Origin of the sequence: Pseudomonas sp. TNT2022 ID642 (genome assembly GCF_028656995.1) — a bacterium.
GTDB lineage: Bacteria > Pseudomonadota > Gammaproteobacteria > Pseudomonadales > Pseudomonadaceae > Aquipseudomonas.
The window spans coordinates 628,090-652,411 of record NZ_JAMDGW010000001.1 but is presented as its reverse complement, the minus strand read 5'-3'; the positions used below and the strand labels follow the sequence as shown (position 1 = coordinate 652,411).

Genomic DNA, 24,322 nt, shown 5'->3' with positions numbered 1-24,322 from the left:
TCTTTTGCTCCTGAAAGCAAAATCAAAAGATCACAGCCTTCGGCAGTTCCTACAGGTGAAGGGTTTCAGTCTTTGGCCAAAACGCCGTCGATCACCGCGCCACGGCATCCGGCGAACATATCCAGATCCGGCTGATAGACCGCACTCTTCACTTCCAGCAAGCCAAGCATCGAGTGGAACAGGTTGTCCTGGCTCAGCGGTTTATCGCGGCTCATCTGCAGGCAATGGGTGTCGACCGAATAAGCCTTCTGATAGTTATCGGAGAACCACGCCAGCATCGCTACATGCTTTTGTTGCTCCGGCGCCAGCATGTAAGGCGTACCGTGCAGAAACAGGTTGTACTCGCCCAGCGACTCGCCGTGGTCCGACAGATACAACATCGCGGTATCGACTTTGTCCTGATTGCTGCGCAACACATCGATCAGGCTCGACAGCACATGATCGGTATATACCAGCGTGTTGTCGTAGCCGTTGACGATACTTTCACGGCTGCAGTTGTTCAGCGCGTTACTTTCACACACCGGAGTGAAGTGCTCGTATTCCTTTGGATAACGCTTGAAGTATTCCGGGCCGTGACTGCCCATCTGGTGCAGGACCAACACCGTGTCTTTGTCCAGATGATCGATAAAGCTTTGCAAACCCTGCAGGAGGATTTCGTCACGGCATTCACTGTTGGCGCACAGCGCCGGATCTTTCAGATTGCTGACATCCTGCAAGGTAACCCGATCACAAGTGCCCTTGCAGCCAGACTGGTTGTCGCGCCAGATCACGTCGATACCGGCACGCTTGAGCACATCGAGCAGGCCTTCTTCATTCTTCGCTTTGCTCGCGTCGTAATCCTTGCGGCCCATATTGGAGAACATGCACGGGACTGAAACAGCGGTTTCAGTGCCGCACGAGTGTACGTCGGTAAAGGCGATCAGCCCGGCTTCCTTGTCCAGTTCCGGCGTGGTGTCGCGGTCATAACCGAGGATGCCGAAGTTCTCCGCCCGAGCGCTTTCGCCCACGACTAACACGGTCAGGGATTTACGCGGCTGAAGCTTCACTTGCGGATTACGCTGCGCATCCTCGCCGATCTTGATGAATGGCTGCTGCGCCGAGACCACTTGCTCACGCAGGTAACCGGCCGACGCGCCGATGTAGTTGCTGGGCACCAGCATCAGGCGAATTTCGTGATGGTTGCGAAACAGTGAGGAAAGGCCCTGATAGTTAGCCAGGGCTACGCCGCCAATTACCGCTGCCGAGGTGACACTGACAATAACTTTACTGAACAACTCACGGTGCCAGCGACGATAATCAATCGGCAACTTCCACAACAACCAGGAGGGCAACACACCGAGCAAAAGAATATAAGCAAACAACTTCAACGAGAGCAGATCACGCACTTCCGTTGCATTGGTTTCGGCAAAGTTGCGAAACATGCCGGCGTCAATCATGACGCCATATTGACTCATAAAGTAAGCCACCCCGGCGCTGATCAGGAATATCAGCGTCAACAGCGGTTTGAGCAGCGGACGAAAAGCCAGAACCGTCAGCACGATGTTGAATGCCGCCAGGATCATCACCCCGAACGCCACGCGCATGGCGATGCCCTTGCCATCGGCGGCGGTGATCTCGAACAGGTGCTGCCAGAGGACAACATTGCAGCCGATTAAAAGAAAGGCGCTGGCAATCAACGTCACCCATTCCGGGCGCACGGCTTTTAACTTCAACATAGAAGGGGGCAATTCCTGAAAAGAACAGCCTCGGGCGCTGATGAGAAAATCATTTGTGAAAATTTCATCAACTAAGGCATGACAAACTTTAAGCAGGCAAGCATCAATTTTTTGTGAAAAAGACGCCAACGATTAGTTGGCTGTTGGCAATGCGATGAAACTTGTGAAGTATTTGAGAATGGTTCAGCTTTTATTCAGCAGACAATGCGGTCCCTGTAGGAGCTGCCGCAGGCTGCGATCATTTGATCTTGATTTTGAAAGCCAGATCAAAAGATCGCAGCCTCGTTGCACTCGACAGCTCCTACAGGGATCGGTATTTGATTTTTAAAAGGGGCTGTGGATTTTCTGGTTTGCCCGGCACAAGCGGTTCCGCGCCTAATCGTCTGCCCCGCTCAAAGGTCCGATGATGGAAAACCTCCGCGCCACCGCTCGCCCCGCTGTCTGGTTGATGTTCGCCATCATTCTCGTCGCGCTCAATTTGCGTCCGTCGATGGCGGCGGTCGGCCCCTTACTGTCGGCCATTCGCGGTGACATCCCGCTGAGCTTCAGTGCCGCTTCACTGCTGACCATGCTGCCAGTAATGGCGATGGGACTGGCGATGTTTTTCGGTCTCGGTATCAGTCAGCGGCTGGGTGAACAACGGACGGTGTTGCTGTCGTTGCTGATCATTGGCCTGGCGACGCTGTCGCGGCTATTTATCGAATCAGCAGCCGAACTGATCGCCAGCGCCGTGCTGGCCGGCATCGGCATTGCACTGATTCAGGCGTTGATGCCGGCGCTGATCAAGTCACGCTTCGCCGACAACGTCGCTGTGTGCATGGGCTTGTACGTCACCTCGATCATGGGCGGCGCAGCGATTGCGGCCTCGTTTGCCCCGTTGGTGCTGGTGCAGACCGGGAGCTGGCGCAGCGGTTTGGCCATCTGGGCAGTCCTGGCATTACTGGCGTTTCTACTCTGGTGGTCGCAGCGCGGCCAGCTGACCTCAACAGTACCGACGACAGCGAGGAAGCAGTGGTTCTTTGCCAATTCCCGCGCCTGGTTACTGGCCTTGTTCTTTGGTTTGGGGACAGCGTCCTACACCTGCGTTCTCGCCTGGCTCGCGCCGTACTACGTGGAAAAAGGCTGGAGTGAACAAAACGCCGGGCTGCTGTTAGGTTTTCTGACAGCCATGGAGGTGATTTCCGGTCTGGTGGTTCCCGCTATCGCCAATCGCAGCCGGGATCGCCGCGTGATTCTGATGGCGTTACTGACGCTGATCATCGCCGGTTTTTGCGGCCTGATCCTCAGCCCGCAACAGTTCAGCCTGCTGTGGCCGTGCCTGTTGGGGTTGGGTATTGGTGGTTTGTTTCCGATGAGCCTGATCGTCTCGCTCGATCACCTCGAAAACCCGCAACGCGCTGGTGGCCTGACCGCCTTCGTGCAGGGCATCGGCTACCTGATCGCCGGCCTTTCGCCGCTATTGGCCGGTGTGATCCGCGACCGACTCGGCAGCTTCGAATGGGCCTGGTGGTCGCTGACGGCTGTGATGGCGGTGATGTTGCTGATGGTCTGGCGCTTCAATCCTCAACATTACGCTCGACACTTTCCCGCATCGAGCTAGAGGCCTCTGGCCATCTTTGTGCGGTTTAATTGTTAACGTCGTGTTACTAAAACTTTCTGTCCCACAACTGACCGTGAAATGTCCTACAGGGGTTTCTCCTGGCACCATCGTTCCGCTACGATCGTTCGCACACGTTTGCGCGGATTCAGCGCAAGAAGCACAGCGAGACAGTACGGATGCTGAACAGTAACTTGCTTCGAAAGCTCGACATGCAGGATCTCATGGTGTTTATCGCCGTTTATGAGCAGAGCAGCGTCACCGATGTGTCAGAAACCCTGTTCGTCAGCCAGTCCACCGTCAGTTACTGTTTGAAAAAACTGCGCACCAGTTTCGAAGACGAACTGTTTATCAACACCCGCACCGGCATGCGTCCGACCTACAAGGCCAGCACCATGTACGGCCATGTGCAGAAAATCCTCGAAAGCATCAACCTGTGCCACGCCGGCGCCCCTGCGTTCGACCCGACCCGGCAAGCCGTCACCTTCAACATCTGCGCCCCGGAATACTTCGAGCAACTGATTCTGCCGCGCCTGCTCAAGCGTTTCGATTTCGATGATTTGCCGGTGATGGTCAACATGCACAAGTTCGAGACCGACGTCCCGGCGGATGAGTTGCGCGACGGCAGCCTCGATCTGGTGATCAGCTTCGGCCCCAACTTCCACCGCCATCACACCGACCTGAAATCACGGATGCTGCTGGAAGATGATCTGGTCTGCGTCTTCGACAAACGTGCCACGCCCCTGGAACCGCGCCTGAGCCTGCAGGCCTTTACCGAGCGCCGGCATGTGTTCCCGACGCCATGGACGTCGACCACCAACATGGTCGATGGCTGGCTGGCACGGCAGGCGCAGAAGCGCCAGATCGTCGCGCGCTCGAACAGCTACAGCGCGGCATTGAAAATGATCACCGGAACCGACTTCATCCTCACCCTGCCCCGCCGTATCCAGCGTTTGCTGACCAACGAGGCGGTGTTCAATCACTGCGAGGCGCCAAACGGCTTGCCGGGCTTCACCCTCGACATGCAGTGGAGCCAGAGCGTTGATCAGGACAGCGCCAACCTGTGGTTGCGCGAGCAGGTGGTCAAGGTGTGCAGTGAACTCGAAGCGGCCTGAGTCCTATACACCAATCGCGGTTTTGCTGTAGGACTCGCGATCCATGTCGACCAGCTCAACACACAGCTGCACTTCGACGCCGGCCGGCCATTCGCACAGGTCCTGCAAGACCGCCAACAGGCTTTCTGACAACTGCTTCTTGATCTGCGGCGAACGCCCGCTGAGCAGCGCCAGCTTCACATAGACGAAGGCGCGTTCGGCCATGGCGGTACCGACCTTGAAGGTCTCGACTTTGACCGCACGACTTTTGATATCGAACTCCGCCGCGAACTGACCGGAGCCCACCAGCGTGTTGTTGAGGCGGATCAACGCGACGTCGGCGTTCAACTGCGGCAGGTTGGCGGTGTATTCCATGTGCAGGTGTGGCATTGCAGATCCCCGGTGAGTTGGCAGAAAGGTCGTACATATAGCACATGCACTCATCACTAATCCCTGTAGGAGCTGTCGAGTGAAACGAGGCTGCGATCTTTTGATCTTGAGATTTGAAGATCAAAAGATCGCAGCGTACCGCAGCTCCTACACGGTGTTGTGGCTCAGGATGGGGTCAGTGGTCGTTCACTCATGAATTGCTCCAGCCGCGAACGCAACCAGCGCTCCGCCGGATCGCTGTCGACATGGCTGAGCCAGACCATCGACAAATCCAGCGTCGGCGTCTTGAACGGAAACGGTTCCTTGAACAGCAATCCGGAAGTGGCCATGGCTGCCGCCGTGTAATCCGGCAGACTGGCAATCAGGTCTGTGCCGGCCAGCAGCGCCGGCAATGCGCTGTATTGCGGCACCGACAGCACCACCTGGCGAGTACGACCGAGTTCGGCCAGCCACTCATCGGCGAAACCACTGACGTTGGCCGTGTGCGAAACCAGCACATGCGGACGTGCGCAATATTCATCCAGCGTCAGCGGCGTATCGCTGGCGTCGGCACGCAGGATGCTCGGCTGAATATGCCGCAGCAGTTTGCGCTTGGCATTGGCCGGCAGGCCTCGGGTCTGGCTGATGCCGACCGTGATATCGCCCGCCGCGAGCAGATCGGGAATCCGCCAGTAATCGACGTGTTGCACCACAAACACCACGTTCGGCGCTTCCTGACGCAACGCGCGCAGCAGTGGTGGCAGCAGGCCGAACTCGACATCATCGGACAGGCCGATGCGAAAAGTCATGGTGCTCACAGCCGGGTCGAAATCGCGGGTCAGGCTCAGCGCGACCGACAGTGAATCCAGCGCCGGCTTGAGATGGCGGAAAATATCTTCGGCACGGGCCGTCGGTTCCATGCGATGACCGACGCGGATGAACAGCGGATCGTTGAGCATCGTGCGCAAACGATTGAGCGCCGAGCTGATGGTCGGCTGGCCGAGAAACAGCTTCTCGGCCGCGCGGGTCACGTTGCGTTCGAGCATCAAGGTCTCGAACACCACCATCAGGTTGATATCGGCCTTGCGAAGTTCATTGCGGTTCATCCATTGCCCCCTGCCCCCCGGAATACCGGCAGTGTAGAAAGGCCGGGGCCCCGGCGTCCATCGCCACGGCTTGTCAGTTCACCGTCAAGCGCTTCAAGCCAAGCCCCATGACCCGTGAATCGTCATTGATGCCCAATTGTTCCGGGCTGATGGCGTCGGGCAATTGCAGCTCGATCGTCAGGCGATCATTGTCAGCCAGATGCTGACGGATCGCAGGACTGATCGGGATCTCCAGATGATTATCCTGATGTTGCACCAGCCGCGTGCTCAGCACCTGCTCGCCATTCAGACTGACAATCACTCGCTGCGTCGGGTGTTGCGGCAAAACGAATGCCATGACCTCCAGCGCAATCGAGCGCGCCTCGGGTGTCACCCGCAAGTCGACCTGCGCCTGCTGCCCCGCCGACCATGTGCCCCAGTTTTCCGGGGTCGACCAGCCGCTGACCAACTGCCGGGCGGAGTAGTTGAAGATCAGCGTCTGACCGGGGCGCATCAATGCCAGCAGCGACATCCGCCGTCCTTCATCCGGCATGCTCAGACACCGCGAACAACGCTTCCAGCCCGGTGCCAGCACCACCAGGCCATCCACTCGGGTCAGCAGATCCGTTTCACTGTTGACGCTTTGGGCGGCATCGGCCAGCACGGTATCGTCGAGGATGTACAACGAGTCGGCGTCGTACTGCCCTGACTCAAGCATGTGCTGCGCTTTTTGCCGCGCCTGCTCCAACGCTTTGGAACTCATCCGCCCCAGATAAACAGCGTCGGTTTTCAGGCCGTGGCTCGCGGCGAAATCGGCAATCACTTGCCAGCGTTCGGACTGATTCTGCGGCATCAGACTGCGCACGTTCGGGTAATGCGCCGCCGCACTCGCCCAGAACGGATCACGCATCGGCGTTGGCCATTCTGCGGACGGCGTCATCATCTTGCCGTTGCGCAAGCCCATCCAGCCGTTGCGCGTATCGACGACCTGCATCGTCAACGCCAGCGCCAGCAGCGCGACGACGATGCGTGGCCGATAACCGCGCACCAGCAGGAACATCACCATCAGGATCAGCGCATACAACACGGGCCAGAACATCCGCCCCGAGGCGCGAAAGATATTCGCCAGGTTACTGGCGACTTTCGGCAGCGGGTAACTGAACGTGTGCGCGCCAACACCGATCTGGTTTGATAGCGCGAACAGCCACAGACCGGTCAGCGCCAGCAACAACCAGGGCCGAGCGAAAATTTCATCCTTCAGCGGCTGGCGGTTTCTCAACCAGGCAATCAGCGCTAGCGGCACCAGCAATAGCACGCCCAGGCCCGGATAGTTGAAACCTTCGTAATCGCCGCTGGCTTTCGGCAAGTCCGGCAAAATCAACGACCAGCCCGCCGGATCGAGTGGCGACAACAGGTTCATCCGGTACAAACCGAAACCGCCGGATTTCGTGCCGTCGGCAATCGCGAAGTAACCGGCCTGCCAACAACACACACTCACCACGGCAAAGAGCAAAACGCCTTCGAGCAGACCCTGGCGCCGGGTCAATTGTTGGCTGAAAGTCTTGCCGAGCAGATCCGCCACCCAGATCAGCGCCACCATCGCCAACAGGTAGGCATGCACCATCGCCGTCACCGCCAGCAGCGCGCCCCAGGCCAGACGACGTCGATACAGGTTCGGCAGCAACGCCAGGTACAACGCCGCCAGAATCAGAAAATGCCCGGACAGGGAAAGGTGCCCGCCCATGCGCAGGAACATCGGCGGCGAAAATACCAGCAAACCGGTGCCCAGCAGGCGAATCAGCGGATTGCCCGTCATCAGCCCCAACAGTTTCCAGCCGAACCAGGCTTGCAGAACGAAACACGCCAGCAGCCACAGACCGAAATACTGGAACGTCGCTGGCAACCACGCATTGAACGGTTTGAACAGCAGCGCCAGCAGCGGATTGGAGTCGGAAAAAATGATCGAACTGCCCAACTCCAGCCCATAAAACGGGTTAAGTCCGAGCGGAAAGGTCCAGGGCGAGTGCCGGAAATATTCCCAACCCAGATAGTGCGTCGCCGGATCGCCCTGCTCCAGCCAGGCAATGTTTTGCGGATCCAGCGCTTGTGGCCCGATCACGCAGAAAAAGGCCAGAACGCCGAGCAGCAAAGGCAACAGGCCCAGCGCCGGATGGTTGCGTGAATCCTTCATCGATACGTCCAGAAATTGTGCAAGACAAAGGTGAACGCTGGAATCGTCAGCGCCACCGCGACGATGCCCAGCAGATAGTGCAGCCCGGCGATCTGCGCCGCCCAGGCAACGAACATCGCCAGGAAAAAGCCGCCCACGGAGACCAGCAGGAACCGCAGCAGGGTTCGTCCGTGCAAACGCGCAGAAAAACTCCAGGTGGTGTTGATCACATAGGACACCACCGTCGCCACCGCAAACGCGACGCCGTTGGCTAGCGGCGGTTGTGCGGCGATGAAATTGATGAACAGCACCGCCACCAGCGCATGCAGCGCGGTGACAAACAGCCCGGTCACGGCAAAGCGCACACCACGCTGGATCAATGCTGATTTTTGCGCCGAGGTCACGGTTTTTGAGCCAGCACGAACACGCTCAACCCGGCCAGGCGATTCATGCCCAGCAACGGCAGTTCGAGGCGGCACAAGGTCTTGAGAACACCGTTCACCAGTGGATGATGGCGCTTGAGCTGCGAGCGCGGCGGTTGGGCTTGCGCGCCTTGCGGCAACAAGCGCAACGCCGCCGCAATCGGGAACACCGCGCCGAAATAATAAGCGCCACGCTGCACCGTCAAACCGGCATCGCGCGCCAGGGTTTCGAACTGCGCCAGGGTGTAACGGCGCTTGTGTTCGAGAAAGTCGTCGTGACCGCTCCACAAGAACTGGAACGCCGGGACTGTCATCAGAAATCGGCTACCCGATGGCACTTTATCAACGTACATCTTGAGCAAACCGAGGTCGTCATCGACATGCTCCAGCACGTCCATCAACAGCACCAGATCGGCATCGAGGGTGTCGACCCCGCGACGGTAGTGCACTGGTTTGCCGGCAGTGGTGCTGCTGGAGTCGGCGGGATAGCTGATATCCACGCACCACGCTTCCCGTGCATTGGTATGCGTCAGCAAATGGTGGGAGAAGAACCCCGAGCCAGCGCCGACATCGAGGATGCGTGTGATCGGCGCCTCACCGAGCAACAGTGTGGTGGCTGCAGCTTTCGAGCAGTAATACCAATGCTCGCCGATGCTGTCGCCGAGGATGTCGGTTTCCTTGAGATCCATGTATCAGTCCTTGGGGTCGTAGACGCGACGCACCAGAAAAACCGGCCGGCGTTTGGATTCGATATACGTGCGGCCCAGGTACTCACCGAGCACCCCGATGCCAATCAGTTGCAGTCCGCCGAGAAAGGTTACAGCCACCATCAGCGAGGCATAACCGGGCATGTCGACACCGTGAATCAACGTACGCAAAACAATGAAAATGGCGAAGGCAAAAGACACGAACGACACCAACGCACCTACATAGGTCCAGATCCGCAACGGCTCGGTGCTGAAACTGGTGATGCCCTCCAACGCGAAATTCCATAGGCGCCAGCCGTTGAACTTGCTCTGCCCCGCCACGCGCTCGGGGCGCTCATAATCGACATGGGTGGTGCGAAAACCGACCCAGGCGAACAGGCCCTTCATGAAGCGCCGGGATTCGGGCAAGGTCAGCAACGCATCGACCACGCAGCGATCCATCAGACGAAAATCGCCGACGTTCTCGGGCAAAGGCTGTTCGGCGATCTTGTTGTGCAGGCGGTAGAACCAATGGGCCGACGTCTGCTTGGCCCAGGTATCGCTGCGACGGCTGATGCGGTGACCGAGCACCACTTCAAAGCCTTCTCGCCAGCGTTCGATCATCTGCAGAATGACCTCGGGCGGGTCCTGCAGGTCGGCATCGATCGGCACCACGATCTGCCCGGTCGCGATCTGCAAACCGGCGGACAATGCCGCTTCTTTGCCGAAGTTGCGGCTCAGGTCGACGATACGCAGGCGCACATCCTGGCGCTGATGTTCGAGCAGGCGTTCGAGCGTGGCATCGGTGCTGCCATCGTTGACGAACACCAGCTCAAGATCGATCGACACCTGTGGCTGAAAGACTTCATTGATGCGCCGCAGAAACGTGTCGAGGCTGTCCTCCTCGTTAAAAACGGGGACCACCAGCGATAACGTCACCTGCCCGGCCTGTTGCGTTCCGTGCTCAGTCAAAGGAGTGCTCTTCTTATAGTGTTTGTCGGTCGTCGAAGGATATTCGACGCCATGAGCCGTCCCGTATTAAGCAGCAGCGTCGACAGCGTTGCAAGGCGCAGACGGCGTCATATTGGCCAATCCAGAGGTCTATCCACACGCTCTAGTCCGCGCCCTTCAGAAACATCCGCGAACGATTGGAAACAAATGTCCGATAGCCAAAAAAACCCTCTGCGCTAGGCTTGCGAGCATGCGCCACACAGGCTGTCGCACAATGAATCGCATGGAGCGAACTGAATGTATTTCGAGATTTACAGGCAATCCAGAGGCACCCCGAGCACTGGCAAAGGGCAGTGGCGCTGGAGACTGAGGGCGGGCAACCACGAGACCATCGCCAGTGGCGAGTCTTATGTGAACAAGGCGGATTGCCTGCATGTGATCGGGTTGATCAAGGCTGTGCAGGGGGAGACGCCGGTCAAGGAGATTTAACTGCTCTGCACGACCCTGCGGAAATGGAAAAGCCCCACAGTTTTAAGGCTGTGAGGCTTTTTTCGGGTCAGTATCGAAAGACCTTGAAGAAGCAGCGCGCAACGCAGGCTTCTCGTTCAGTCCGCCAGCCAGGCGTTTCGCCACGCCAACAGATGTTCGTCCTTGAGCATCCAGTGATCGAGTACGACGCTGCGCAGGGCCTCTCCAGCCTTGGCGCTGGCATCGGATTCAGCCAGATGTTCGCGAATCGCGGCAATCCAGTCTTGCGAACGGTTCCTGACCCTCGTCACCGGAAAGTCACCCCGATAACAAACGATATCCGAGCAGATCACGGGGAAACCACAGGCGCCATATTCCAACAAGCGCAAATTGCTTTTGCAGGCGTTGAAAAAGTTGTCTTTCAGCGGTGCCAAAGCCAGGTCCAGATTCAGGCCGGCCAGTCTTTGCGGGTATTTTTCGATGCTTACCCCCCTATGGAACTCATGGACATAGGGACGTAGCGCGGGTGGGCACATCCCCATGAACACCCATTCAACTTCCCCTTCCAGCGCACGAACCACTTCGGCAATGACTTGCAGGTCGGCGCTGTGACTCGAGCCGCCGGCCCAGCCAACCCGAGGTTTGCGGCCTTGCTGGCGCTGGCTGGTCAGGTCGCTCCACCAATGGCTGGGCAGACGGTTTTCCACCACCCGGATGTCGGCGTTGAACCCCTTCAGCGCATTGGCCAGCGGCTCGGTCGACACCACCAACCGATCGCACAGCCCTACGGCACTCTTCAAGCGTTTGGTGATGTCTTTGGGAAGCAGTTCGTGGTTCAAATTGCCAGCGGGCACGTCAAGAATATAGTCATCGAGCTCGTAAACCTTGAACGCCCTGGAGAATGCCTTGGTGTCCTGCATGTACTCCAGATGAGGCGTTGTGTGCTGCCCCTGGAAAATGATCGTGTCCGGCGCAATGCGCTCCAGTTCGGTCGGTTGCAGTCCCTCGTCGCTCACCGTTCCGCCGATCAGCTGCGCGGCTTTCAGGGCAGCGAAAGGCTGACGCACGCGGTAGTGTCCGCTGCCGAAAGAGTCGAGGGGGTGACACAGCACGTGAGGCAACTCACGACTGGCAAACGGGTGCCAGTCAGTATCGGTGCGGTATTTGGAGGAGAAGCCACTGCCCTCCAGAGTCAGGTTGCGGTTGTAGGCCGGATCGTTGGCGATTTGCGCAAGCCAACGCTGGTACATCACCGACTGTTCGCCCTTGAACCGTTTGCGTTTGGCTTCTTCCTTGGTCGTGTCGACGTTGTTCTGGCTCACACTGGCCTCATGAACGAGCAGCGCATAAGGCGTCCAGACAATCAGCCGTCCAGCCTGGCCGACTTTCAGGCACAGATCCACATCGTTAAAGGAAACGGCCAGGCCGACCTCGTCCATTCCACCCACTTGCTGGTACAGCTCGGTGCTGATCATCAGGCAAGCGGCGGTGACCGCGCTGTAGTTCTGATCAAGATGCAAACGGTGAAGGTAGCCGTTGGAATGCATTGAATCGCCGATAAACGGGTGGTCTGCAACGCCACGCAACCCGAGTACCACGCCTGCATGCTGAACAGTCCCGTCGAGGAACAACAGTTTGGCGCCCACTACCCCGACTTCTGGCCGCTGGGCGTGATGGAGCAGCGCCCCAAGCCAGTCGCCATCGATGATCGCCGTGTCATTGTTGAGCAGCACCAGGTAATCGCCGCGGGCATGGCTGGCGGCAAAATTATTGATCGCCGAATAGTTGAACGGGTGTGGATATCGCAGGATGCGCACTTTGGGATTGTTCAACAGCTCCATACCGTTGAACCATTCCCGGGCTTCGGTGGTTTCGCTGTTGTTGTCGACGATGATCAGTTCGTAATTCGTGTAGCTGGTTTTCTCCATGATGCTTTCGATGCAGCGCAGCAGCATCGGCAGGCAGTCCTTGGTGGGAATAAGGATCGAGACCAGCGGCTGCCCCGCATGTTGGTAGACCACGCGGTTAGCCATTGGCAAAGGTCCAGCCTGCAGCTCATGAGCGACGCCCAGGCGCTGCAAGTGCGCCCCGACGATGGCTGCCGAGTTCACGATGACCTGTGGTTCACCGAGCCACTGAGGGAAATTGATGGTCTGATGCACCAGCACATCCGCGAGGTGCCCGACAGTCCCCAGACCATGATTTTCAATCAGCCGAAAAAGCAAATCATGGGGCGCCAGTTCGCTGAAGGCGGGATCAAAGCCGTCAGCCGCCAGTGCAGCCTCGCGACTGAAGGACAGCGCGCGGCCGACATACGGATAACTGCGCAACATATCCAGATTCAAATCCGGTTTGAATACCGGATTCTGGCAGCCTTCAGCGGTCAGTGAGTCTTCATCGCTGTAGCAAGCGCTGACACCGGGATTGAGCGCGATGCCTTCGGCGAGCAAAAGCAGCGCGTGTGGATCAAGTTCGTCTCCGCCCCGTAACAGGTACCACCAGTCAACCTCGATCTCCTGCAACAGCTCATTGAGCTGGCTCGGCCAGGATTCGGCCAGCGGTAGCCAGACCAGATTGTCGGCCGGCGTCACGCCAACAGGTTCGACGTTAGAGAGCACCACGATGGCCGCCGCCTGGTAAAGCTGACGATCGATGCTTGCCAGGCTGGAACGCAACAACCCGATGTCACCTGCAGTGTCGGTCAACACCAACAACACATCCGGTTGTCGCGGCCAGTTCGCCAGTCGCGCGGGTAAACCTTCGACTTCGACGGCAGCCAGTTGTCGACTCGCCAGCCAGCGCTGATAAAGGTCGATATTGCGCTGCTCGCGGCCCACATTCGCCAAAACGCCGAAAAATCGCTCCAACGTGTGTGCGAGGGTGCCGTCGAGCTGGCCGCTTTCCGCTTCGAAATCGTTGCCCTTGAGCTGCATCCGCTCCAGTGGAGCAAACACTTCAGTGCGCGCAAAGAACATGGTGCCGGCAAAATAATCGGCTTCGTTGATGCCTTGCGGATCAATGCCGCCACGCTCGGCCAAAACGACAAGCAACGCGCCATCGCTTTCGCTGAGGAATCGGGTGACTGGCAGCCGGTATCGCTGGGGACCCAGCATTGGAACGTGCACCGGGTCGGCAAGGTGTTCCAGCGCTCGACTGAATCGTACCGGGCCCAGCAGATCATCGAATAGTTCAACGCCCCAGTCGCTCTCCCCGCCCAAGTGCAGCGAACGGTTGGTGTGCAGCTTGACCAGCGTGCGGATATTATCGGCACGCAGGAACGGCAGCATCCGCAGAAACGGCAAAACGTCCCTGCCGTGGTTCGGCACCCGGAATAGCGAAAAACTCAATCTGCTGGCCGTCAGCTGAGCACAGATCTCATCGTCTCGACCGGCTACGCAGGTTACGTAGAGATGCAGGCGTTCAGGTAGTTTAATCAAACGGCGCAGGATGTCTTGCAGCACTTCGGGGTAAGACGCATGGATAACCACGCCGACTGGCGGCTCGCCATCCTCGAATACTGGCGGCTGCGCTACCAGTACTTCGCACTCTTCGACGTGGGGTGCGGCGCTGCTGCCTGACTTGACGGACTGACGTTCAGAAACGCGGTGAGCACCTTGGGCTGATGGTGGAATTATCATATTCAAACCAATTCAAATAGGGAGCGAGGCTGGAACTCGCTGGATGCGCTTTTCACGGCCGAGCTGAGCAAGTATTCACTTTGGTGAGAGCGCTGGCCTCATGGCTGGACAGAGGATAAACGACGACAAGTGTGATCTGGCGGCTGATCGCTGGCCAATAATGACGGCCCCCTACTCTGCGAACGCGGCTTTAAATGGGTCGGCGAGTCCTGTGAGCGTCGCATCTCTAATGTCGGCAGAGGCTGTGTTTACTTAAATTGCCTCTCTGCCGACCACCTCACCATGCAGGACGCGCTTTAGCGCCTTTGCTATCGCCACGAATACTGGATTCGCAGAAACGAAAAAGCCCCGTAGATTTTCATCTACGGGGCTTTTTCTATGTAATGGCGGAGAGATAGGGATTCGAACCCTAGGTACCGGTGAAGGTACAACGGATTTCGAATCCGTCCCATTCGGCCACTCTGGCATCTCTCCAACGGCGCGCATCATAACAACACTTTTACCGAAAGCAAACCCTCTTTCGAAATTTTCTTCGTGCTATCAGATGCTTGCGTCGGTTAAAGCGGTACGCCCAGACGATTGGCGACTTCTTCGTAGGCTTCGATAACGTCACCGAGGCCCTGACGGAAGCGGTCTTTGTCCATCTTCTTCTTGGTGTCCTTGTCCCACAGACGGCAGCCGTCCGGGCTGAACTCGTCGCCGAGGACGATCGAGCCGTCGCTGAACACGCCGAACTCAAGCTTGAAGTCGACCAGCAGCAGGCCGGCGTCGTCGAACAGCTTGGTCAGGACTTCGTTGACCTTGAGCGACAGTTCTTTCATGCGAACCAGTTGCTCGGCGGTGCCCCAACCGAATGCCACGACGTGGGATTCGTTGATGAACGGGTCGCCCTTGGCGTCGTCCTTCAGGAACAGTTCGAAGGTGTAAGGGTTGAGCTTCAGGCCTTCTTCGACGCCCAGACGCTTGACCAGGCTGCCAGCAGCGTAGTTACGCACGACGCACTCGACCGGGATCATGTCGAGTTTCTTCACCAGGACTTCATTGTCGGCCAGCAGTTTGTCGAATTGGGTCGGTACGCCGGCCGCTTCGAGCTTCTGCATGATGAAGGCGTTGAACTTGTTGTTGACCATGCCTTTGCGGTCGAGCTGCTCGATGCGCTTGCCGTCGAACGCCGAGGTGTCGTTGCGAAACAGCAGGATCAAGCGGTCAGCGTCGTCGGTCTTGTAAACCGATTTGGCTTTGCCGCGGTAGAGTTCTTCACGTTTTTCCATGATGGGCTCCGCTTGCTAAGTAGGTGGGCTAGGCGATGTGGCGCCAGTCGAGCCCTGAATCTTGATCGGCCAGTTGCAGCCAGTCCGGGTCGCACCCGAGGGTGTCGACAAAACATTGCCGGGCCAGCTGCGGCAGGTTGTTCTTGCTGCTCAGATGGGCCAGAACCAGGTGTTGCAGACCTTGCCAGCCCAACTCCGACACCAGGAATGCCGCCTGATGGTTGTTCAAATGTCCCAGCTCGCCGCCCACCCGCTGCTTGAGAAAGTACGGGTAATGACCACGGGCCAGCATGTCGCGACAATGGTTGGACTCGATCATCAACGCATCGAGGTCCCGATAACCGTCCAGCACCCGCTCGCAGTAGGACCCCAGGTCGGTCAGCAGGCCGAAACGCCGCTGCTCGTGATCACTGAAGACATACTGGGTCGGTTCCTGCGCATCATGGGCCACGGCAATGACCCCGATGTTCAGTGCGCCGATCTGCAGTTGCTCGCCGCCGGCCAGAAAGCCTGCGGGTTCAATCGGTTTGCGCATCCCGCGCAGTGTGCCGCGACTGAGGTAGACCGGTAGATTGTAGCGCCGAGACAGCAAACCCACGCCATGCACGTGGTCGGCATGTTCGTGGGTTACGAGTATCGCGCTCAGTTGCGCCGGGTTCACACCCAGGCGCAACAGGCGTTTTTCGGTTTCCCGCAGGGAAAAACCACAATCCACCAGCACATACGTATCAGCACTGGCGATCAGCGTGCCGTTCCCTTGGCTACCGCTGCCGAGAACGGCAAAACGCATGGTTGATCAGCCCAGGTTGTCCTGAATCACGCTCAACACTTTGCGTGCCACTTCAGCCGGCGCGACAGTGTTGATGTTTTTCTCGACGGTCACCTGAATGTTCTCGCCAACCTTGCTCAGGCGAACCTGATAACGCTCGGCACGGGCTTCAACTTCTTCCTTGCTCGGCGCACTGCCGAACAGGCTGCTGAAGAAACCAGGCTTGTCGTCTTTCTTCTCGGCTTTTTCGGCCAGGTTGATGTAGTACAGGCCCAGGCTGCGGTTGATGTCTTCAACGCGCCATTCGCCTTGTTCCAGTGCACGGCCAACGCTCGACCAGGCACGGTCCAGGTCGGTACCGACGTTCAACACCGGGTTACCGCTGCCGTCTTCGCTGAGGCTGACACGGCTCGGGGTATCGAAATCACGCGAGGCCAGCATCGACACCGAACCGCCCTTCTCGGAGATCCGGCTCATGCTCGCAAGCATGTCGTCGACCAGCGCTGCGTCCAGGCCAGTGTTGACCGAACGGTTGGTGAAGGCGACGTCGGCCGTGCTGCCGGCAGGACGCTCGGCGCTGACCACGTAGATTTCACTGGTGTTGCGCTGCACGCCCGGCTCGATACGCACACGCACGCGGGTTTCGCTGTCGTTGGCGATACCGGCTGCGCTCAGGCGCTTGGCCATGGACGCGGACAGTTCGTCGGAATGCTGCCAGGTGGTGGTGAATTCGCCGGTTTGCGGGCGCTGTTCATCCAGACGGAAACCGTTGTCCTGGAAGAACTGCACAGCCACTGGCCAGACTTCGGCCGGTGGGTGCTGGGCCACGACCCAACGCGAATCACCGCTCTTCTGCAGCGAGTAATCGCTGGCATCGGCAACGGCCGACAGCGGCTGAGGACGCGGAACAATGTATTCGCCCTTGGCGGTGTCATCAGCGACGTTACGCGGGATCGGCAGCAGCGGATCCAGACGTTTGGAAGTGCTGACTTCCGGCGGCAGTTGCATCGGTGCAGTCTGTTGCGCTTCCAGGTAATCGCTACCACGGTCACGGAAATAACCTTCCGGGCCCCAGACCCATCCGCAGCCACTGGTGCTGGAGATAATCAAGGCAAGTGCGGAAAGTCCGGCCATTCGCTTCATGCGTTGTACTTCCTCAATTAAACCAGGACGCTGCACTGGCGCAGGGCCGAGCGCAGCGTTTCATGACAAGGTGTGCTCAGCCAGGTCAGTGGCAGGCGGATGCCTTCGTGCATCAGGCCCATTTCTACCAAAGCCCACTTCACCGGAATCGGGTTGGCTTCGATGAACAGGTCTTTGTGCAGTGGCATCAGTTTTTCGTTGATCGCCCGTGCGGTGTCGGCGTCGCCTTTGAGCGCGGCCTCGCACAGGTCGGCCATTTCGCGTGGAGCGACGTTGGCAGTAACGGAGATGTTGCCTTTGCCACCCAGCAGGATCAGTTCGACCGCGGTCGGATCATCGCCAGACAGCACGATGAAGTCCTTGCTCACGCCATCAATGATCGCTTTGGCACGTTTCAGGTCGCCAGTGGCTTCCTTGATACCGATGATGTTCGGCACGGTGGACAGGCGAATCACAGTCTCGGCCTGCATGTCGCACGACGTGCGGCCCGGAACGTTGTAGAGAATCTGTGGAATGTCGACCGCTTCAGCGATGTGCTTGAAGTGCTGGTACAAGCCTTCCTGAGTCGGCTTGTTGTAGTACGGAACAACCAGCAGGCAGGCATCGGCGCCGGCTTCTTTGGCGTTGCGGGTCAGCTCGACGGCTTCACGGGTCGAGTTGGCGCCAGTGCCGGCGATGACCGGGATGCGCCCGCCAACCTGTTTGACCACGGCTTTGATGACGGCGATGTGTTCTTCTACATCAAGGGTTGCCGACTCGCCGGTAGTACCGACGGCGACAATGGCATGGGTGCCGTTCTTGAGATGGAAGTCCACGAGTTTGCTGAGGCTGTCCCAGTCAAGACGCCCTTGTGCATCCATGGGAGTGACCAGTGCCACCATACTGCCCGCAATCATGAAACCGCTCCTGCCGGAAAAAGAGAGCGGTAATGGTACTGGCGCCAAGATGCTTGCACAAGCGAAGTACTGCGCTGCCGCCATTCCCCTTGGCGCCGCTTTTCGCTACCCTTCAGACTTTGATCGGTACTGATCAGCTTGTACGCCGGGTTCCAGCCTCCCTTTACGGCCTCCCAGACCCCGTTCCTGCGTCGCATAGACGCGCTCCCGCTATAGTGGAGCGATCCGCGAGCGCTGGCCGGGTCTCTTTGTAAGGACAGCCAGAACAGGCACTCCCCGGCAGCCAACGCCCGTAAACCTACCGACCGCTCATCGCTTTAGGAATGCTGCATGTCCACCCCCACAGTTCGCGAACAATTCCTTGTCATCAGTGCCCTCGGCGCCAACCCCATGGAGCTGACTAACGTCCTGTGCCGCGCCAGCCATGAAAATCGCTGCGCCGTGGTTACTTCGCGCCTGACTCGCCACGGCGAGTGCAGCGCATTGATCCTCGAGATCACCGGCAGTTGGGACGCCCTCGCCCGCCTCGAAGGCAGTCTGCCGAGCCTGGCGAAGAAACACGCTTTCACCGCCAACGTGGTGCGCAGCGCGCCGTTGGAGAACCGTCCGCAAGCCCTGCCGTATGTGGCTTATGTCAGCTCGGCGTATCGCCCGGACATTATCAATGAGCTGTGCCAGTTCTTCATGGATCACAATGTCGAGCTGGAAAACCTGACCTGCGACACCTATCAGGCGCCACAGACCGGCGGCACCATGCTCAACGCCACATTCACCGTGACCTTGCCGGCCGGCACCCAGATCAGCTGGCTGCGCGACCAGTTCCTCGATTTCTCCGACGCGATGAACCTGGACGCACTGATCGAGCCTTGGCGCCCACAGAACCCAATGTAAGGAAGCTTTCATGGCTGTTGTCATCGACCAACCGGTTGCCGATTTCGAAGCACCTGCCACCAGCGGGCAGACCGTCAGCCTGTCCGCCCTGAAGGGCAAACAAGTGGTGATCTACTTTTACCCGAAGGACAGCACCCCGGGTTGCACCACCGAAGGCCAGGGCTTTCGTGACCAGTACGCCGCGTTCAAGGCTGCCAATACCGAGATTTTCGGTATCTCTCGCGACAGCCTGAAGTCCCACGAGAACTTCAAGTGCAAGCAGGAGTTTCCGTTCGAGCTGATCAGCGACAAGGATGAAGCCGTTTGCCAGTTGTTCGACGTGATCAAGTTGAAGAAGCTGTATGGCAAGGAATACCTGGGCGTTGATCGCAGCACCTTCCTGATTGATAAGGACGGTGTGCTGCGCCAGGAATGGCGTGGTGTGAAAGTGCCGGGGCATGTAGATGCTGTTCTGGCTGCTGCGCAGAATTTGAACAAGGCCTGATGTTTCTCTGGCGTCTTCTCTGACGCCATCGCAGGCAAGCCAGCTCCCACAGGTTTTGTGTGCACCGAAAACCCTGTGGGGAGCTGGCTTGCCAGCGATGAGGCCTTAAGCCGCACCGAACAATCTGGATCAATCGCTACAGCAGTGGCGCCACCGCCGGCTCCTTGCGCGGCCAGGCATCCAGTACAGCCTTGAACAGCGTCGCCAACGGTATCGCAAAGAACACCCCCCAGAATCCCCACAACCCGCCAAACAACAGCACCGCGCAGATGATTGCCACCGGGTGCAGATTGACCGCCTCCGAGAACAGCAACGGCACCAGCACGTTGCCATCCAGCGTCTGAATAATCCCGTACACCGCCATCAGATAGATGAACTGATCGCTCCAGCCCCACTGGAACAACGCAATCAGCAGCACCGGCACGGTCACCACCACGGCACCGACATACGGCACCACCACCGACACACCGACCAGCAACGCCAGCAGTGCCGCATAGTTGAGCCCCAGGGCGACAAAAGCGATGTAAGTCACGCCGCCACAAATCACGATCTCGATGACCTTGCCGCGAATGTAATTGGCGATCTGCCGGTTCATCTCCTGCGCAACCCGGGTAATCAGCGCACGCTCTCGCGGCAGATAACCACGCACCCACTCGCCGATCATTGCCCGATCTTTAAGGAAGAAGAACACCAGAATCGGCACCAGCACCAGATAGATCATGATGTTCACCAGCAACGGCAGACTCGATAGCGAGAATGTCAGTGCCCACTGGCCGAATTTGCCGATCTCGCCGCGCGCCGCTTCGATGGCTTGCAAGACTTGTTCATCGGAAACCAGATGCGGGTAACGCTCCGGCAGCAACAGCAGCAGCGATTGCCACTTGGCGAGCATGCCCGGCAGCTCATTGAACAGGGTGATCAACTGATGCCAGAGCAACGGCAGCACCACGACGATAAACAGCATCAACACGCCCATGAACAGAGCGAACACCAGCCCCACCGCCACACCACCCGGCACGCGCAGGCGCTCCAGCGTGACCACCAGGCCCTGCATCAGATACGCCAGCACCATCCCCGCCAGCACCGGCGCGAGCATGCCGCCAAGGGTGAGAACCGCGGTGAAGGCGAGAAACAGCAGCACCGCCAGCACCACAGCTTCTTCATCGGAGAAGTAGCGCTGAATCCAGTCGCGTAACACTTTGAACATCAATAATCCTTAGGTCTTTTACGCTGTCGGTTTCAGGCCTTTTTCAACCAGTAACGGTAAACGCCCGCGTCGTCTTCTTCGAGCAGCAGCGTATGACCGGCCAATTTGGCAAAGGTGCGAAAGTCGCGCTGCGAGCCGGCATCCGTGGCGATCACCTTGAGGACGGCGCCACTTTGGAGTTTGTTGAGTTCCATTTTTGCCTTGAGCAACGGCAACGGACAATTCAGGCCACTGGCGTCCAGTTCCACGTCATGGGCTACAGCGTCAGTCATTGCGTCACTCCGGTTCAGGTCGTCGAGCTGCCTAGAATATCTGGTCGCAGCTCCGGTGTCCGGCTACAGTAAGGTCTTTGTCTTCTAAGGCTTTGTGCATGACTTTTCTGCGCCCTACCCTGCTGACGCTCGCTTGCCTGCTCGCCTCACCAGGCTTTGCCGACGATCTGCCGTCACTCGGCGACGCCAGTTCTGCCATTGTCTCGCCGCAACAGGAATATCAGCTCGGCCGCGCCTGGCTGGCCATGTTGCGTAGCCAGGTTTCACAGCTCAACGATCCGCAACTCAAAGACTACGTCGAATCCAGCGTGTACAAGTTGGTGGAGACCAGCCAGGTCACCGACCGGCGTCTTGAGTTCATTCTGATCAACAGCCCGCAACTCAACGCCTTCGCGGCGCCGGGCGGTGTGGTCGGGGTCAACGGCGGTCTGTTTCTCAATGCGCAGACCGAAGGTGAATACGCTTCGGTACTCGCGCACGAATTGGCGCACTTGTCGCAACGCCACTTCGCTCGCGGTGTAGAGGCTTCGCAGCGGATGCAGGTGCCGATGATGGCGGCTTTGTTGGCCGGGATCGTTATTGCGGCGGCCGGCGGCGGTGATGCCGGGATCGCGACCATCGCCGGTACCCAGGCGGCGGCGATTCAGTCGCAACGCACCTTCTCCCGGCAAAATGAGCAGGAAGCCGACCGCATTGGCATCCTCAATCTGGAAAAGGCCGGGTACGACCCTCGCTCGATGCCGACCATGTTCGAACGCCTGATGCGTCAGTATCGTTTCGACGCCAAACCACCGGAATTCCTGCTGACTCACCCGGTGACCGAATCGCGTATTGCCGACACCCGCAACCGTGCCGAGCAGGCCAAACCGGGCGGCATCGAAGACTCCAAGCGCTATCAGTTGATCCGCGCACGCGTGCAACTGATTTACGAAGAAACTCCGGGGCTGGGCGCCAAGCGCTTCCGTGCGCAACTGGATGAAAACCCGAAAAACGACGTGGCGCGCTACGGTCTGGCGATTGCGCAGATCAAGGGCGGCCAATTGAATGAGGCGCGTGAAAACCTCAAGCAATTGTTGGCAACGTCACCAAACGAAATCATCTACAACCTTGCTCAAGTCGATCTGGACATCACCAATAATCGCCTGCCGGATGCGCAATCGCGGGTTGACCGGATGCTCACGCAGTATCCGGGCAACTATCCGCTGAATCAGGTGCGTGTGGATCTGCTGTTGAAACAGAATCGCGCGCCTGATGCCGAAAAGGCGCTGGAAGCGTTACTCAAATCGCGCCCGGATGATCCGGACGTCTGGTATCAGGTCGCCGAGACTCGTGGTTTGTCGGGGAACATCATTGGCCTGCACCAGGCGCGTGCCGAGTATTTCGCGTTGGTTGGCGATTATCGACAGGCGATCCAGCAGCTCGACTTTGCCAAGCGCAAGGCAGGCAGCAACTTCCCGTTGTCTTCACGCATCGATGCCCGTCAGCGTGAGCTGATGGAGCAGGAGCGCATGATCAAGGACATGATGGGCTGAGCCTTGCACCCTCACAAAAGCTTCAGGCATAAAAAAACCGCCTCTTTCGAGGCGGTTTCTTTTTTACCCTACCGCTGGATTATTCAGCCAGCTTGAAGGTGATGAAGCTGGCACGACCTTGACGCAGTACGCGCATCGACACCGAACGGTTCTTCGGCAGCGCTTTGGCGATCTCGCCGAACTCCTTGGCGGAGCCGATGGCCTGGTTGTTCAGGTGCGTGATCACGTCACCTGGCTGCAGACCGATCAACGCCGCAGGACCGTCCTGCACTTCCTTGATCACCACACCACCTTTGAGGTCGTAGGTTTTCTTCTGCTCGGCAGTCAGTTCGCCCACCGAAACACCGAGGCGATTGCTGGTGCTTTCAGTACCGGACTTCGGCAGCGCATCCAGTTCCTTGTCTTCGTCCGGGATCGCGCCAACGGTCAGCTCGACGTTCTTGCGCTTGCCTTCCCGAATCACTTCCAGATTGGCTTTGGCGCCAGCCTTCAACGCGCCGACCAGATGTGGCAGGTCAGCAGACATGACGATCGGCTGGCCGTTCATGCTCAGGATCACGTCACCGACTTGCAGGCCACCCTTCGCCGCCGGGCCGTCATCCTGAATCTGTGCAACCAGCGCGCCGGCCGGTTTATCCAGACCGAACGACTCGGCGAGATCCTTGTTCACTTCCTGGATGACTACGCCCAGCCAGCCACGGCTGACCTTGCCACCGCTCTTCAGCTGATTGGAAACGTCCATCGCCACGTCGATCGGGATCGCGAACGACACGCCCATGAAGCCGCCCGATCGGGTGTAGATCTGCGAGTTGATGCCGACCACTTCACCGTTCAGGTTGAACAGCGGGCCACCGGAGTTGCCCGGGTTGATTGGTACGTCGGTCTGAATGAACGGCACGTAGTTTTCGTTTGGCAGGCTGCGGCCGACGGCGCTGACGATACCTTGGGTCACGGTGTGGTCGAAGCCGAACGGCGAACCGATTGCCACGACCCACTGGCCGGCCTTCAGATCTTGAGACTTGCCGAGTTTGAGCACCGGCAGATCCTTGCCTTCGATTTTCAGCAGGGCCACGTCGGAACGAGGGTCGGTGCCGATCAGCTTGGCTTTCATTTCGCTGCGATCAGCCAGACGCACGAGGATCTCGTCAGCATCCGCAATTACATGGTTGTTGGTCAGGATGTAGCCATCCGGAGAGATGATGAAGCCCGAGCCCAGCGACTGCGCTTCACGCTGACGACCACCACCGCCCGGCGAGCGCTGTTGAGGCGGCATGCCACGCTCGAAGAACTCGCGCAGCATCGGCGGCAGACCTTCCAGATCAGGCATCTGCTGGTTCACTTTGCGATCCGGCAGTTTTTGCGTGGTACTGATGTTCACTACCGCTGGCGAAGCTTGTTCGACCAATTGGGTGAAGTCAGGCAGATCGGCCGCTTGTGCAGCAGGGACTGCCTGACCGAGCAACAGCACGGTGGCGAAAATGGAGAGATAAGATTTCAAACTTGGTATCGACATACAGCTCCCGTTACGACGAGCAGGGTTAAGCGATATGGAGCAAGGAACACCGGAAACCACCGACCGGCATTTTTGTTCCGGCAAAAACAAACAAGGCCAGAGCCGTGAGGCTCTGACCTATAAAAAATTTCCGGGCTATTTGCAAATGA

Annotated in this window: 21 protein-coding genes and 1 tRNA gene; 6 read left to right on the top strand and 16 right to left on the bottom strand. The window is 58.4% G+C overall.

What is annotated here, in order from left to right:
• Window positions 1-65: 65 nt before the first annotated feature.
• Window positions 66-1,715, bottom strand: a complete 1,650-nt coding sequence (locus M5G26_RS03005; RefSeq protein WP_150692109.1) for a phosphoethanolamine transferase — start codon at window positions 1,713-1,715, stop codon at window positions 66-68.
• A 406-nt stretch (window positions 1,716-2,121) separates the two neighbouring features.
• Here M5G26_RS03005 and M5G26_RS03000 point away from each other — a divergent pair, with 406 nt between their 5' ends.
• Both M5G26_RS03000 and M5G26_RS02995 read left to right on the top strand, forming a co-directional pair.
• Complete coding sequence (locus M5G26_RS03000; RefSeq protein WP_273914404.1) at window positions 2,122-3,315, top strand: cyanate transporter; 1,194 nt, start codon at window positions 2,122-2,124, stop codon at window positions 3,313-3,315.
• Between the two features lie 176 nt (window positions 3,316-3,491).
• A complete protein-coding gene (locus M5G26_RS02995; RefSeq protein WP_134177661.1) occupies window positions 3,492-4,427 on the top strand; it encodes a LysR family transcriptional regulator in 936 nt (311 codons plus the stop codon).
• A gap of 3 nt (window positions 4,428-4,430) precedes the next feature.
• On the opposite strand, the gene M5G26_RS02990 is transcribed toward M5G26_RS02995, so the two are convergent.
• The 6 genes from M5G26_RS02990 to M5G26_RS02965 all read right to left on the bottom strand — a co-directional run bounded on the left by M5G26_RS02990 (window position 4,431) and on the right by M5G26_RS02965 (window position 10,110).
• On the bottom strand, window positions 4,431-4,796 hold the full coding sequence (locus M5G26_RS02990) for a 5-carboxymethyl-2-hydroxymuconate Delta-isomerase (RefSeq protein WP_007911370.1): 366 nt from the start codon (window positions 4,794-4,796) through the stop codon (window positions 4,431-4,433).
• Between the two features lie 164 nt (window positions 4,797-4,960).
• Window positions 4,961-5,881 (bottom strand): LysR substrate-binding domain-containing protein, encoded by a 921-nt coding sequence (locus M5G26_RS02985; RefSeq protein ID WP_007911372.1) that lies wholly within the window; start codon window positions 5,879-5,881, stop codon window positions 4,961-4,963.
• Between the two features lie 73 nt (window positions 5,882-5,954).
• The gene (locus M5G26_RS02980; RefSeq protein WP_273914403.1) at window positions 5,955-8,051 is read right to left on the bottom strand and encodes a DUF6311 domain-containing protein; all 2,097 of its coding nucleotides are present in this window, start codon (window positions 8,049-8,051) and stop codon (window positions 5,955-5,957) included.
• Window positions 8,048-8,434 carry a GtrA family protein gene (locus tag M5G26_RS02975; protein ID WP_095113770.1) on the bottom strand — a complete coding sequence of 129 codons (387 nt, stop codon included), beginning with the start codon at window positions 8,432-8,434 and terminating at the stop codon, window positions 8,048-8,050. The genes M5G26_RS02980 and M5G26_RS02975 overlap by 4 nt, the downstream gene beginning before the upstream one ends.
• A complete protein-coding gene (locus M5G26_RS02970; RefSeq protein ID WP_273914402.1) occupies window positions 8,431-9,141 on the bottom strand; it encodes a class I SAM-dependent methyltransferase in 711 nt (236 codons plus the stop codon). The genes M5G26_RS02975 and M5G26_RS02970 overlap by 4 nt, the downstream gene beginning before the upstream one ends.
• A gap of 3 nt (window positions 9,142-9,144) precedes the next feature.
• On the bottom strand, window positions 9,145-10,110 hold the full coding sequence (locus tag M5G26_RS02965) for a glycosyltransferase family 2 protein (protein ID WP_134177657.1): 966 nt from the start codon (window positions 10,108-10,110) through the stop codon (window positions 9,145-9,147).
• 276 nt (window positions 10,111-10,386) lie between these two features.
• On the opposite strand from M5G26_RS02965, the gene M5G26_RS02960 reads away from it, so the two are divergent.
• Window positions 10,387-10,578 carry a YegP family protein gene (locus M5G26_RS02960; RefSeq protein WP_016984684.1) on the top strand — a complete coding sequence of 64 codons (192 nt, stop codon included), beginning with the start codon at window positions 10,387-10,389 and terminating at the stop codon, window positions 10,576-10,578.
• 116 nt (window positions 10,579-10,694) lie between these two features.
• Here M5G26_RS02960 and M5G26_RS02955 read toward each other — a convergent pair whose 3' ends face one another.
• The 6 genes from M5G26_RS02955 to dapA all read right to left on the bottom strand — a co-directional run bounded on the left by M5G26_RS02955 (window position 10,695) and on the right by dapA (window position 18,274).
• A complete protein-coding gene (locus M5G26_RS02955; RefSeq protein ID WP_273914401.1) occupies window positions 10,695-14,195 on the bottom strand; it encodes a glycosyltransferase in 3,501 nt (1,166 codons plus the stop codon).
• 384 nt (window positions 14,196-14,579) lie between these two features.
• Window positions 14,580-14,669, bottom strand: a tRNA-Ser gene (locus tag M5G26_RS02950).
• 83 nt (window positions 14,670-14,752) lie between these two features.
• On the bottom strand, window positions 14,753-15,466 hold the full coding sequence (purC, locus tag M5G26_RS02945) for a phosphoribosylaminoimidazolesuccinocarboxamide synthase (RefSeq protein ID WP_007911389.1): 714 nt from the start codon (window positions 15,464-15,466) through the stop codon (window positions 14,753-14,755).
• Window positions 15,467-15,494: 28 nt separating this feature from the next.
• Complete coding sequence (locus M5G26_RS02940) at window positions 15,495-16,256, bottom strand: MBL fold metallo-hydrolase (protein ID WP_007911390.1); 762 nt, start codon at window positions 16,254-16,256, stop codon at window positions 15,495-15,497.
• A gap of 6 nt (window positions 16,257-16,262) precedes the next feature.
• Window positions 16,263-17,378, bottom strand: a complete 1,116-nt coding sequence (bamC, locus tag M5G26_RS02935; protein WP_273914400.1) for an outer membrane protein assembly factor BamC — start codon at window positions 17,376-17,378, stop codon at window positions 16,263-16,265.
• Between the two features lie 17 nt (window positions 17,379-17,395).
• Complete coding sequence (gene dapA / locus M5G26_RS02930) at window positions 17,396-18,274, bottom strand: 4-hydroxy-tetrahydrodipicolinate synthase (protein ID WP_038358365.1); 879 nt, start codon at window positions 18,272-18,274, stop codon at window positions 17,396-17,398.
• A 330-nt stretch (window positions 18,275-18,604) separates the two neighbouring features.
• Here dapA and M5G26_RS02925 point away from each other — a divergent pair, with 330 nt between their 5' ends.
• Together M5G26_RS02925 and M5G26_RS02920 are read left to right on the top strand one after the other, a co-directional pair.
• Window positions 18,605-19,165, top strand: coding sequence for a glycine cleavage system protein R (locus M5G26_RS02925; protein ID WP_053118073.1), 561 nt, complete (start codon window positions 18,605-18,607; stop codon window positions 19,163-19,165).
• A gap of 10 nt (window positions 19,166-19,175) precedes the next feature.
• On the top strand, window positions 19,176-19,649 hold the full coding sequence (locus M5G26_RS02920; RefSeq protein ID WP_038358361.1) for a peroxiredoxin: 474 nt from the start codon (window positions 19,176-19,178) through the stop codon (window positions 19,647-19,649).
• Window positions 19,650-19,785: 136 nt separating this feature from the next.
• On the opposite strand, the gene M5G26_RS02915 is transcribed toward M5G26_RS02920, so the two are convergent.
• Window positions 19,786-20,856, bottom strand: a complete 1,071-nt coding sequence (locus M5G26_RS02915) for an AI-2E family transporter (RefSeq protein ID WP_123376318.1) — start codon at window positions 20,854-20,856, stop codon at window positions 19,786-19,788.
• 32 nt (window positions 20,857-20,888) lie between these two features.
• Window positions 20,889-21,128 carry a sulfurtransferase TusA family protein gene (locus tag M5G26_RS02910; protein ID WP_134178123.1) on the bottom strand — a complete coding sequence of 80 codons (240 nt, stop codon included), beginning with the start codon at window positions 21,126-21,128 and terminating at the stop codon, window positions 20,889-20,891.
• A gap of 98 nt (window positions 21,129-21,226) precedes the next feature.
• Between M5G26_RS02910 and M5G26_RS02905 the strand changes: the two genes are divergently transcribed.
• The gene (locus M5G26_RS02905; protein WP_016984698.1) at window positions 21,227-22,660 is read left to right on the top strand and encodes a M48 family metalloprotease; all 1,434 of its coding nucleotides are present in this window, start codon (window positions 21,227-21,229) and stop codon (window positions 22,658-22,660) included.
• A gap of 79 nt (window positions 22,661-22,739) precedes the next feature.
• Here the strand turns inward: M5G26_RS02905 and M5G26_RS02900 are convergent, their stop codons facing one another.
• A complete protein-coding gene (locus M5G26_RS02900) occupies window positions 22,740-24,173 on the bottom strand; it encodes a DegQ family serine endoprotease (protein WP_134178122.1) in 1,434 nt (477 codons plus the stop codon).
• Window positions 24,174-24,322 lie beyond the last annotated feature (149 nt).